At 52.6% G+C, this 12,613-nt stretch carries 10 protein-coding genes; 8 read left to right on the plus strand and 2 right to left on the minus strand.

Going from position 1 to position 12,613, the window contains the following annotated elements:
• Positions 1 to 118 precede the first annotated feature (118 nt).
• The 6 genes from NOC_RS12145 to NOC_RS12170 are packed head-to-tail and all read left to right on the plus strand — an operon-like array spanning position 119 to position 7,734.
• Positions 119 to 682, plus strand: coding sequence for a GspH/FimT family pseudopilin (locus NOC_RS12145; protein WP_002809991.1), 564 nt, complete (start codon positions 119 to 121; stop codon positions 680 to 682).
• The gene (gene pilV / locus NOC_RS12150) at positions 679 to 1,227 is read left to right on the plus strand and encodes a type IV pilus modification protein PilV (RefSeq protein WP_002810823.1); all 549 of its coding nucleotides are present in this window, start codon (positions 679 to 681) and stop codon (positions 1,225 to 1,227) included. Before NOC_RS12145 ends, pilV begins: the two co-directional genes overlap by 4 nt.
• Positions 1,224 to 2,252 (plus strand): PilW family protein, encoded by a 1,029-nt coding sequence (locus tag NOC_RS12155; protein WP_011330908.1) that lies wholly within the window; start codon positions 1,224 to 1,226, stop codon positions 2,250 to 2,252. Before pilV ends, NOC_RS12155 begins: the two co-directional genes overlap by 4 nt.
• Positions 2,249 to 2,797: a pilus assembly PilX family protein gene (locus NOC_RS12160; protein ID WP_002810612.1), complete on the plus strand. Its 549-nt coding sequence runs from the start codon at positions 2,249 to 2,251 to the stop codon at positions 2,795 to 2,797. The genes NOC_RS12155 and NOC_RS12160 overlap by 4 nt, the downstream gene beginning before the upstream one ends.
• 10 nt (positions 2,798 to 2,807) lie before the next feature.
• Positions 2,808 to 7,220, plus strand: coding sequence for a pilus assembly protein (locus NOC_RS12165; RefSeq protein ID WP_002809092.1), 4,413 nt, complete (start codon positions 2,808 to 2,810; stop codon positions 7,218 to 7,220).
• 37 nt (positions 7,221 to 7,257) lie between these two features.
• A complete protein-coding gene (locus tag NOC_RS12170) occupies positions 7,258 to 7,734 on the plus strand; it encodes a type IV pilin protein (protein ID WP_172633690.1) in 477 nt (158 codons plus the stop codon).
• 83 nt (positions 7,735 to 7,817) lie between these two features.
• Here the strand turns inward: NOC_RS12170 and lspA are convergent, their stop codons facing one another.
• Both lspA and ileS read right to left on the minus strand, forming a co-directional pair.
• A complete protein-coding gene (gene lspA, locus NOC_RS12175) occupies positions 7,818 to 8,282 on the minus strand; it encodes a signal peptidase II (protein ID WP_002808723.1) in 465 nt (154 codons plus the stop codon).
• Between the two features lie 51 nt (positions 8,283 to 8,333).
• Positions 8,334 to 11,156: an isoleucine--tRNA ligase gene (ileS, locus tag NOC_RS12180; RefSeq protein ID WP_002809903.1), complete on the minus strand. Its 2,823-nt coding sequence runs from the start codon at positions 11,154 to 11,156 to the stop codon at positions 8,334 to 8,336.
• A gap of 183 nt (positions 11,157 to 11,339) precedes the next feature.
• Between ileS and NOC_RS12185 the strand changes: the two genes are divergently transcribed.
• Positions 11,340 to 11,843 carry a hypothetical protein gene (locus NOC_RS12185; protein WP_002811042.1) on the plus strand — a complete coding sequence of 168 codons (504 nt, stop codon included), beginning with the start codon at positions 11,340 to 11,342 and terminating at the stop codon, positions 11,841 to 11,843.
• Between the two features lie 54 nt (positions 11,844 to 11,897).
• Positions 11,898 to 12,605: a DNA/RNA nuclease SfsA gene (gene sfsA / locus NOC_RS12190; protein ID WP_002811672.1), complete on the plus strand. Its 708-nt coding sequence runs from the start codon at positions 11,898 to 11,900 to the stop codon at positions 12,603 to 12,605.
• The last annotated feature ends 8 nt before the right edge of the window (positions 12,606 to 12,613 follow it).

Raw genomic sequence — 12,613 nt, forward strand, 5'->3', positions numbered from 1 at the left:
CGTCATAAAACAGATTTGTGGAACGTTTCACGGCTTGCTCTTAGGGACTCGCTATGCTAGCCAGCAGTATTAATAGGTCCGTTTTCCAACACGGACCAATAACGCATTTTAAGCCATCATGAACCGCACAGCAGATATCTTTAGGCAAGGAACTAACGGCTTTACCTTAGCTGAGCTCATCATTACCCTGGCCATCGCCGGGATTATCACCACCATGGCGGTACCAAGTTTTCAGGGAGCCATCAGAAATAACCGGATAAGCACCCAAGCTAATGAGTTCATTACCGCTTTACACTCTGCCCGCAGCGAAGCGGTCAAGCGGAGGCAGCGCATCACCATCTGTAAAAGTGCAAACAGCACCGCTGCTTCCCCCGCCTGCAATACTGTAAATTCCACCGGCTGGGACAAAGGATGGGTTGTATTTGTCGATGAGGATGAAGACGCAAGCCTGGATACTACTGAGACCGTCCTCCGCATTCATGGCCCATTGGAAGGAGGTAATCGACTAACAGGAAACACCAATGTAGCTAACTACATCTCCTACGCGGCCAACGGAACAGCCCAACTTACGAGCGGCGCGATTCAAATGGGAACCATCACCCTTTGCCATCCGCCCAAGGCCCGCCAAATCGTTATTAATAGTACGGGCCGCATTCGCTCAGAGGAGACCACTTGCTCATGAACTACAGCTCCGAGTTTCCATGCTTGCGCCCCCAGCCAAAAGGTTTCTCCTTGCTCGAAGTCCTTGTTTCCGTGGCCGTCCTCTCCATTGGCCTGCTCGGGCTAGCGGGGCTTCAAACCACCGGTATACGCCACAACCACAGTGCTTATTTACGTAGCCAGGCGACCCTCTTGGCCTATGACATCACTGACCGGATGCGGGCCAACCGCACCGCCGCCCTGAATGGCGGCTATACGCTGGATCTGGGCACCCCCCCCGTAACCCCGGCCAAAAATTGTAACGCAGCGACCTGCGAACCCGGCGAGCTGGCGGCCTATGACCTTTACTCGTGGTTCCAGAATGTCACGGCCGTCCTGCCGTCCGGTGACAGCAAAATCGAATTAAATTCAGGCGTCGTCACTGTCACGCTGCAATGGGATGAGAAGTGGACTCAACGGCACAAGCCTAAAAAAAATGACGGGGATGACGATGACGGGGATGACGGAAACAACAACTCCCCACCCCCCTCGTTTACCAAGCGAATTGTAATGAGTACCGAGCTATGAAGCGCCCATCTTACTACTTACCTTCAAGCCGCGCGCAACGGGGTTTCTCACTAGTTGAGATTTTAGCGGGGATGACCGCGGGCTTGATACTCACTACGGGGGTTATTCAAGTCTTTTCCAGTAGCAAACAAAGCTACCGGCTTCAGGAAGCGCTCTCCCGACTCCAGGAGAACGGCCGCTTTGCCGTAGAGTTTATCTCTTACGAGGCCCGCAATGCCGGCTACTTTGGCTGCGCTGGAACCGAAACCCGGGTAGTTAATACCCTCAATAATGCTGAACAATTTGCTTGGGATTTTTCTACTCCCCTGCAAGGTTTTGAGGCCACCAGCGCCAGCAGCTGGACGCCTGCCCTAGACGCTACCATCACCCAACCCCTTGGTAACCGGGATGTGTTGACCTTCCGTCATACTTCCGGCAACCTGGCCAAAGTTGAACCGCCCTTCATGCCTACTACCTCCGCGGCGCTCCACATAACGCCTGATAACGGGCTCAAGAAATCCGATATTGTCATGGTTTCCGACTGTGTCGATGCAGCCATTCTTCAAGTAACCAATGCTAACCCAGACACCTCCGGCACTTTAGTCCATAACACCGGCAACGGGGTCACCCCCGGCAACGCCACTAAAGATCTGGGAAAAAGATATACCGACAAGGCTAATATTATCCAAATCACCACCAGCACCTACTACATTCGCGCTAATCCGCGAGGCGTTCCCTCCCTTTATAGGAAAGAGAGCGACGACAACCCGCAAGAACTCATCGAAGGCGTGGAGGATATGCAAATTCTCTACGGCGAAGATACGGATGGCAGCCAGGAGGCCAATGGTTATGTGACTGCGGATAACGTGGCCAATTGGAATAATGTGGTCAGCCTACGTCTCAATTTTCTGTTGCAAACCATGGAAAATAATCTCGCCTCCTCTCCCCAATCCTATACCTTTAATGGCGCCACCATAACTCCCAGCGACAGGCGGCTGCGCCGGGTATTCACCACAACCCTGAATTTGAGGAATAGAACGTTATGAAACCAATTTCTATCATTTCTTCCTCACAACGGGGCGCCACCCTCATCATCAGCCTCTTGATGCTGCTGGTCATGACCTTGATTGGGGTCACAGCTACCCAAACCACCGCCTTAGAGGAAAAAATGGCAGGCAACCTAGGTGACCAGAATCTGGCCTTCCAAGCTGCGGAAGCAGCCTTGCGGGCTGGCGAAGGCTGGCTAGGGCAGCAAACGGATGAACCTGATCCACAACCCCTGGGTAGCTGCGGCACCCCCCCCTGCGATCTGGTATGGCAGCTCAATCTCCTCAATGGGGGCGATTTTGTGGACATTAATTGGTGGAAAACCGCGGGCGAGGCCCGTATTTACGGCAATGCCGCCCTCGCCAAAATAAAAACCGCGCCCAAACACTTTGTCGAATACCATTCCTTTATCAGAAACGGCCTTACCCTGGGCAAGCAAAGCGATGAAGTGGGACGGCATGTCTACCGGGTGACCGCCCGGGGAACCGGGGGAACAGACCAGGCCCAGGCCATTCTCCAGACCACCTATACCCGCCGTTTCTAAGGAATGCAACATGATGGAAAAGTTTCGACTTAACCTCCCCGCTTACTACGCTGCAGCTGCCGCCCTTGCCCTGGGTTATGTTGGCAATACCCAGGGAGCCAATCTGAATCTGAATAATAAACCTCTGTTTCTCACAGACAATGCCCCTCCTCTCACCATGCTAGTGATGGGAAAAGATCATAAGCTTTACTATGAAGCTTATAACGATGCTTCCGATCTAGACGGAGATGGCACCATCGAGATTGGCTACAAGCCCGCGCGTGTGGACTACTACGGTTATTTCGACTCCCACAAATGCTATGTTTACAGCGGCAACCGCTTTGAGCCCAGTACCGCCGCCAGCGACAAAACCTGCTCCGGTGCCTGGAGCGGAGATTTTCTGAATTACCTTACCACCTCCCGCATGGATGCCCTGCGGAAAGTGTTCTACGGTGGGCAGCGGGATATCGACACGGCTTCGGAAACTGTTTTGGCGGGAGCGTTCATTCCCCAGGATGCCCATAGCTGGGGCAAGGAATACACCAGCATTGCCGTGGACGGATATGATCTCAACCACTACGCTCCACTTACTTTACCCAATGCAGGAAAGCGGCATCTGTTCGCGGTCACCAGCCTTGCCGATGGCAACATCCCGGTCCTGCGAGTTTTGCAAGATAAATCGGAACGTATCTGGGAATGGGTCAGCAAAGAAAAGCCCGTGGCCGATGACTCTTTGGGCACGCCAGATGATTATTCGATCCGGATACTGGCCTGCTCCTCTTCCTTGCCAGAGATAAACTGCCAGCAATACGGTGCCTCTTCTTACAAACCCACTGGGCTACTGCAAAAATACGGCGAAAACGACAGTATGTACTTTGGCCTGCTCACCGGCTCCTATGCCAAGAACACTTCCGGCGGGGTATTAAGAAAAAAGGTGGGGAGTATTACTGATGAAATCGATCCTGGCACCGGGGTCTTTACCACCACCAACGGCATCATCAAAACCATTGATAATCTGAGGATTATTCAGTTTCTTTATGGGAAGAAACCTGCCTATAGCCCCGGCTGGCCGGAAGCTTGGATCACTACCCGCCCCATGACTGAAGGGGAACAACCCAATTGGGGCAATCCCATCGCCGAAATGATGTATGAAGGGCTGCGCTATTTTGCCGGCAAAGCATCCCCCACCCCGGCCTATTCCATTGGGGCCGGTACCTCCCCGGATGCGGATCTGGGGCTACCTGTGGCTACCTGGGATGATCCCTATGCCAGCGGCAACTTTCCAAGCTGCTCCAAGCCTTTCCAGATTGTCATCAGCGATATTAATCCCTCCTATGACACTGATCAGCTCCCAGGAAGCTATTTTTCCAGCTTCACAGGAGATGTTTCCGGGCTCAATAGCCAAGCTCTGGCGGATACTATTTCCAGCCATGAACCGGAGGTCGCCGGCAGTCATTTCATCGGCCAATCCGGCACCAATGCTGACGGCACTCCCTCGGCGAAAGATGTCACTAGCCTGGGAGATATTCGGGGCCTCTCTCCAGAAGAGCCCACTAAACTGGGGGGTTATTACTCGGCCAGCGTGGCTTATTTCGGTCATATCAATGACCTCCATTCCGCCGATGGGGAACAAAAAATGAGCACCTTTGCCGTAGCCCTGGCCTCACCCTTGCCAAAAATCGAGATCCCAGTCAATGGCCAAATCATCACCCTGGTTCCTTTTGCCAAGTCCGCGGGCACGACCAACGGTTGTGCCGTAGACGCTATCAGTAGCGCCGCAGGAGACTTTCAACCCACCAATCAAATTGTGGATTTCTATGCGGAGACAGTCACACCCACCTATGGGAAATTCCGCATCAACTACGAGGATGTGGAACAAGGAGCCGATCATGATATGGATGCCATCGTGGAATATGAGTATCAGGTCAATAATGATGGGACTGTGAGTATTACTCTAAATTCCACCTTTGCCTCCGGCTGTATCATCCATCATATGGGGTACGTGATTTCAGGCACCACCGCTGACGGTACCTACCTAGAAGTCAGGGATAATGATACCTCTGTCGGACAAGATCCTGACTATTTCCTAGACACGCCCCCCGGCGCTAGCCCCGGCAACGGTTGGCAAGACGACGCGGCCCTACCTCTCACCACCACCCGCACCTTCACGCCAGGCACCGGCAGCGCCGCGACCTTATTACGGGATCCCCTATGGTATGCCGCCAAATGGGGCAGCTTTAACGACCGCAACAAAGACAATATCCCCCAAGGAACGGAATGGGACATTAATAACGACGACATTCCCGATAATTACTTTTCGGTTACCAACGCCCTGCAACTAGAAACACAATTAACCAAAGCCTTCGAGGAAATTATTGAAGAAACTTCCTCCAATTCCTTAGTGGCCTTGAATAGCGGCTCCATCAGCACCAATAGTCATCTCTATCAAGCCCGCTTCAGCAGCGGCGCCTGGACAGGACAAGTGCTGGATTTCCCCATTAATAGCGATGGCAGCCTGGGCGCCAAAAACTGGGAAGCGGCTGATTTACTAGATGGTGTTTCGAGCAATAGCCGGAAAATCGTGACTTATAAACCCTCCACGGGTAAGGGCATTCCCTTCCGCTGGCCCGCGGACCCTGACTCCCCTGGAAGCACCGAACTTGATGTTTCCCAGTCCACGGCCCTGAACGCCGATCCCGCCACTGGCACCGCCGATGGTAGAGGAAGTGAACGCCTTGACTACATCAGAGGCGATGAAATTTCCGGCTTTCGTGAGCGAACGCGCAAGCTCGGCGATATTGTCCATTCCTCCCCCGTGTATGTGGGCCCCTCCCCGCAATACCGTTATCCCGATGACTGGACAGACATAAAACACAACGAAGATAGCCAAAATGAGGATAGTAGCCCCTATTCAAGCTTCAAGAGCAACACCAGCCGGGACGCCATGGTCTATGTAGGCGCCAATGACGGCATGCTCCACGCCTTCGATGCCGTAACCGGTCAGGAGCGCTTTGCCTATGTCCCCAACGCCGTCATCAAAAACCTTAACCGGCTAACCGATCCCAATTACAACCACCATTATTATGTGGATGGAACTCCCACGGTAGTAGACGCCTTTTTCGGTAGCGACTGGCACACTTTATTGGCGGGAGGTCTGGGGGGCGGCGGCCAGGGAATTTTCGCCCTGAATATCACTACCCCAGGCACCAGCGAGAGCAGTATTGCTTCCAAGGTGCTCTGGGAATTTACCGATACCGATGATCCCGACCTGGGTTACACCTTCAGCGAGCCAAATATCGTACGCATGCACAACGGCAAATGGGCGGTCGTCTTTGGCAATGGTTACAACAATACCGAAAATGACGGCAGCGCCAGCACCACGGGCAATGCGGTGCTTTTTATCGTGGATGCGGAAACCGGCGCGCTGATCAAAAAAATCGATACGGGAATAGGCTCAGATGACCCTGCTAGTGGAAATCGCCCCAATGGACTGGCCACCGTAGCCCCTGTGGATATAGATGGCGACTTTATCGTCGATTATATCTATGGCGGGGATCTGTTAGGCAATCTGTGGAAGTTCGATGTCAAGGAAAGTCCAAACAAGTGGAAGGTGGCCCATGGTCAACCACTTTTCACCGCCAAGGCCGCCGACAACAGTTACCAACCCATCACCACTCGTCCTCAAGTGGGGCACCATCCCACGGACCCCGGCTCTGTAATGGTTTACTTCGGCACGGGAAAATATCTTGAGACCAACGACGATAGCTCAACGGGACAAACCACCCAAACTTTTTATGGGATTTGGGATAAAAATGATGATAAAAAATTTACTTCGTTTACCCGATCTAGCCTACTCCAGCAAGAGATCATCAAGGAAGTTGTCCAGTCCTTTACTGATGAAGATGGTTCCGGCAACACCGGCTTTGAGCTTCGGGTAACTACGAAACACCCCATTGACTGGTCGACTCACGAGGGTTGGTACATGGATTTAGTGAACACTGAGAACGGCAACACCAATAACTATGGTGAAAAGCAGGTCAGCGATTCCGTGCTGCGCAACAATCGCATTATTTTCACCACGCTGCTTCCCTCCGACGAGCTCTGCGACTTTGGCGGCACGGGCTGGCTGATGGAGTTGGATGCGGCCAGCGGGGGCCATTTGTCCTTTGCGCCTTTTGATCTCAATAATAACGGGACGTTTACGCGTGCCGATTACATTAATCTGGGCGATACTGATGGCGATGGCAATGACGACTATGTGCCGCCCGGCGGCAAAAAATCGAAGGTGGGCATTATCAGCACACCAGGTATCATCTCTGGCCCTGGAACCAATCCGGGATGGGAAGCCAAATATACCAGCGGCTCCACCGGCAATATTGAAGTCACGTCAGAAAATGCCGGGCCTGGTTATTTTGGCCGTATGTCCTGGATTCAACTGCGCTAAGCAAATACTGTCAATAAAGATGGAAGATAATAGCCGTATGAATATTGAGAACCAAGAAAAAACCCCTGGGCCGCAAAGAAAACAACGGGGCTTTACCTTAATCGAACTCATGATTGTGGTGGCTATCGTCGCTATCCTGGCAAGCGTCGCCTTTCCAAGCTACCAGGCCAGTGTTAAAAAAAGCCGACGGGGCGACGCTCAAGGAGCATTGGTGGCATTTGCCGCCGCCATGGAACGCCATTTTACTGAGAGGAGTACCTATGAGGGTGCCGCTACCGGGGGCGCTAATACGGGAGCTCCTGATATTTTTGCCAGTGAGGCGCCCTTGGATGGAAGAGACAAATTCTACGATCTAACCATTGAGGCAGCGAGTGGAGCAACGTACACTTTACGAGCCACTCCTAAAAACATTCAGGCAGGAGACGGCTTTCTGGAGCTGCTCAGCACCGGCGCCCGACGATGGGATGAAAACAACGATAACGCAATTGGGGCTGGCGAGAGTGATTGGAAATAAGGCTAGGAATTAAAACAGTAGGGCGGGAAAGCTCAGCGCATCCCGCCCTACCTTATAAAAACTCACGCGGCCTCTACTTTTCCTCAGCTAGCTGGTTTGCTAAACAGACTTTGTATAATGAGAACCGCTGCGCCCACAGTAATGGCGGAATCAGCAATATTAAAGGCGGGCCAATGCCAGCCTTGGTAATATAAATCAATAAAATCAATGACATGACCATGCCAGAGGCGGTCTATCACATTACCCAAGGCTCCGCCAAGGATCAAGGCCACAGCCATGCCTTCCCACAGAGCATGGGTGCCTAACCGGTATAACCAAACAACTAGTCCAACGCTTACAGTGAGCGCCAGCCCTACAAAAAACCACCGCTGCCAACCACCGGCATCGGCCAGGAAACTAAACGCCGCGCCGGTATTGTAAGCTAAGGTAAAATTAAAAAAAGGAACCACTGGGATCGGCTCGTAAGGCTGCAACCGATTTTCCGCCAGATACTTAGTCCCTTGATCCAGCAGAATCACCAGCGTAGAGAGCCACAACCATTTCAGCATTAATTTACCTGTTATTAAAAAAACAGAATCCTTGAAAAGAGAAGAATAATACTAAGCGAAAGCCCGCTGTTCTCCCCCACCTTCAGTATTCTCCACACAACGGCTACACAACTCAGGATGATCCTCGTGGCTTCCTACTTCCTCCCGGTGATGCCAACAACGCACGCACTTGGGATAATGGGAGGGGATGACCACCGTCCACAGACCGGGCATTTCAGTTTCTAGGGCCTCAACGGGCCGTTTTTGGGCTGGATACACCCGAGCATAGGAGGTAATCAGCACAAAACGGAGTTCATCGCCGAGTTTCCTCAAAGCCTGATAAAGAGACTCTTCAACATAGAGATCCACCTCCGCATCCAGGGAAGAACCAATTCGTCCTTCTACCCGGACCCCCTCTAGCACCTTGGCGATGGCCTCCCTCGCTGCCAGTATCACATCCCAAAAAGCACGGCCCCAAGGGGCCTCTTCTCCCAAGGAGGGCAAATCTTCATACCAAGTGGTTAGAAACACCGATTCGCCCCGCTCGCCCGGAAGGTATTGCCAGATTTCATCGGCGGTAAAACTCAACACCGGGGCAAGCCAGCGCACCAAGGCTTCGGCAATGTGGTACATGGCGGTCTGGGCTGAACGCCGGGCGCGGCTATCCGCCTGGGTTGTGTATTGACGATCTTTGATGATATCGAGATAAATCGCCCCCATATCCACGGCACAGAAGTTGTGAACCCGTTGATAAATAAGATGGAAGTTATAATCCTCGTAAGCTTGGACAATCTCTCCCTGGAGCAAAGAGGCTCGATCTAGTGCCCAACGGTCCAGAGCCAGCATGTCTTTAGCTGGCACCCCATGGATGGTTGGATCAAAACCATTCAAATTAGCCAACAGATAACGGGCAGTATTGCGCATGCGGCGATAAGAATCGGCAATACGCTTCAGGATTTCATCCGAGACATTCATCTCGCCCCGATAGTCGGTAGCCGCCACCCACAGGCGAAGGATATCCGCCCCCAAACTCCCCATTACTTGTTGCGGCGCCACGACATTACCCTGGGACTTAGACATCTTCTTACCCTTGGCATCCACGGTAAAGCCGTGGGTCAGCACCATCCGGTAAGGCGCCGTACCCCGTATCGCTACCGAGGTCAACAAGGACGATTGAAACCAACCTCGATGCTGATCAGAGCCCTCCAAATAGAGATCGGCAGGCACACCCAGTTCTTCCCTCGTCTCCAGAACACAGGTATGAGTCACCCCGGAATCAAACCAAACGTCCAGGGTATCGCCGACCTTCTCATAGGCCGGGGCCTGATTGCCCAGCAACTCCTTCGGCTCCAGCTCAAACCAAGCCTCTATCCCCTTCTCTTCTACCCGTCGGGCCACTTCTTCCATAAGCCGGGGGGTATCCGGGTGCAGTTCGCCGGTTTGGCAATGGACAAACAAGGGGATGGGGGTTCCCCAAGCCCGCTGGCGAGAAATACACCAGTCGGGCCGATTTTCCACCATACCTTCAATCCGTTGCTGGCCCCAGCCAGGAAGCCAGCGGGTTTTTTTGATTTCCGCAAGAGCCGCGGTGCGCAAACCTTCCCGCTCCATATTGATAAACCATTGGGGTGTCGCCCGAAAAATAATGGGAGTTTTATGACGCCAACAATGGGGATAGCTATGCTGAAGGCTCTGCTCCCGGAGCAGATTCCCTCGTTCCTTGAGGACTTGAATAATGTGATCGTTGGCTTTGAATACCGGCTCGCCGGCAAACAAGGGCGTTTCCGGCAAAAAACAACCATTTCCACCCACGGGATTATCGATGGATAACTGGTAGCGATTGCCAACCACGTAATCGTCCTGGCCATGGCCCGGCGCCGTATGGACAGCCCCTGTCCCTGCTTCCAAATTGACATGCTCCCCCAGGATGATCGGTACCGTCCGCTCATAAAACGGATGCTGTAATTTCAACCCTTCCAGTTCGTCTCCCTGGCAAGTCGCTAAAATCACGGCGGACTCCGCGCTATAGCGGGCCAATACTTCCCGGTATAAGCCTTCGGCTAGTAACAGGCGCTCCCGGCCCTGACCGGCGCTGCATTCTACCAAAACATATTTCAAAGCGGGATGTAAGGCGACAGCTTGATTGGCCGGCAATGTCCAAGGGGTGGTAGTCCAAATCACCACGCTCATGGGTCCGGCGCCTGGAATTTCCGCTTTGCAGCGGGCCAGCAACTCCACCTCCTCCACTACTGGGAAACGGACATCGATCGCCGGTGAAGTTTTCTCTTGATACTCGACTTCCGCTTCTGCTAGAGCGGAGCCACAATCCACGCACCAATGGACGGGTTTCACCCCCTTATGCAGATGCCCCTTCTCGATGATCTTCCCTAATGTGCGGATAACATCCGCCTCGAACTGGTAATCCATGGTGAGATAGGGATGACACCAATCCCCCAATACCCCCAGGCGCTCAAAGTCCTCGCGCTGAGCATTGACTTGCTTGCGGGCGTAATCCCGACAGGCCCGACGGAAGCTGGCTACATCGATTTTTCGCCCCGGTTTACCTACTTTTTTTTCTACATTCAATTCAATAGGCAGGCCATGACAATCCCAGCCGGGAACATAGGGGGCATCAAAACCACTCAGGGACTTTGATTTCACTATAATGTCTTTTAATATTTTGTTGACGGCATGGCCAATATGAATAGCGCCATTGGCATAGGGAGGGCCATCATGGAGAATAAAGCGGGGTCGGCCACGCGCTGCATTCCGCAGCTTCCCATACAGGTCCATTGCTTGCCACCGCTTGAGCGCCTGGGGTTCACGCTGGGCCAGATTAGCCTTCATGGGAAAGGCGGTCTTAGGGAGATTAAGAGTCTCTTTATATTTCGCCACGTTTAACCTTTAACCATTTAATTCATTATTTTTGGAAAACGACTTTTGAAAGGATTATACCGCCCTTATCCTGCCCCGCCCATGCAAAAAAAGAACCTAATTATCTCAATTCTCTCCTAAATTAAGTTGATTAAACGCGGTTAAATCTATCCCTTCCAAATAGCCATAGAGAGTATTTTCACCATGTCCCCCCAATCTTTGTCACGACTTCTAACTCTATTCATTTTAACCGCGGCTCTTGGGAATATTAATGCCGCCGAAATGTTAAGCTTACCCACTCCGCCTCGTGGGATACAAACCCTGGGAGTGGAAGTCAGCGAGATTCATCAAGACTATAAGCGTTATGGCCTAGATGAGGCGGCACTCGCCGAGCACGTTGCGCAACAATTAAAAAAGGCGGGATTTAAAATAGTGCCCGTTGAAGAAATCGGGGACTCTCCTGATACCGCCTTATTGCGGGTAAAGCTGGATCTGGTACGATCCTATTTGGGTTACTCCTACGCCCTCTCGGTCAAACTGATCCAGAAAATCCAATTAGCCGGTCTCCATGGCCCCCTTACCCCAGTGAGCACCTGGTCCACAGGAGGCAACGGCTTTCTCAGAAGCGGAACGCTACCTCGTCTCCAAAATTATATAGCTGACGCGGTAAAAGAATTTATAAGAGCTACTAAAGAAGCTAACCATTAAAGGCGCTATTTTTCCCGGTGGCCATGAAAATGAAACTATTTAGCCTTACACTTTATGAGTTTTGATCAAATTCTGCTCCCCGGCATATTACGGCGCCGCTACCAGCGGTTTTTTGCTGACGTAGCGCTTGAAACCGGTGAATCTATCGTGGCCCACTGTCCCAATACGGGATCGATGCGGGGATTAGCCGAACCTGGGCTAGGAGTTTACGTTTCCCGCGCTAACAACCCCCGCCGTAAACTTGCTTACACACTAGAGCTAGTGGACGCTCACACCAGCCTGGTGGGTGTGCACACGGGCCGCGCTAACATTTTGACGAAAGAAGCCATCGCAGCAGGGAGAATATCCCAACTCTTAGGCTATGGAGAAATCCGCCAGGAAGTCCGCTACAGCAAAAATTCCCGAATTGATCTTCTCCTGGAAGACCCTTCTACCCAGCAATGCTGTTACGTGGAAGTCAAAAGCGTCACCCTCAGGCAAGGTGACGGGGCGGCCTGCTTCCCTGATGCCGTCACCACCCGTGGCGCCAAGCATCTGGATGACTTGGCTGCCACCGTATGTTCCCCCCGCCAGCGGGCGGTCATGTTCTATCTTGTGCAGCGGGAGGATTGCCGCTACTTTACCCCCGCTGATGATATCGATCCCCGCTATGGCGCTAAGCTCCGCTCCGCTATCGAGCAAGGAGTCGAAATATTGGCCTACGCCTGCCAAGTCTCCTCCCAGGGTATTCAAGTCACCCAGTCGCTGCCCATCCATTTATAGCAGCCAGC

This window comes from Nitrosococcus oceani ATCC 19707 (assembly GCF_000012805.1).
GTDB classification, from domain to species: Bacteria; Pseudomonadota; Gammaproteobacteria; order Nitrosococcales; family Nitrosococcaceae; genus Nitrosococcus; species Nitrosococcus oceani.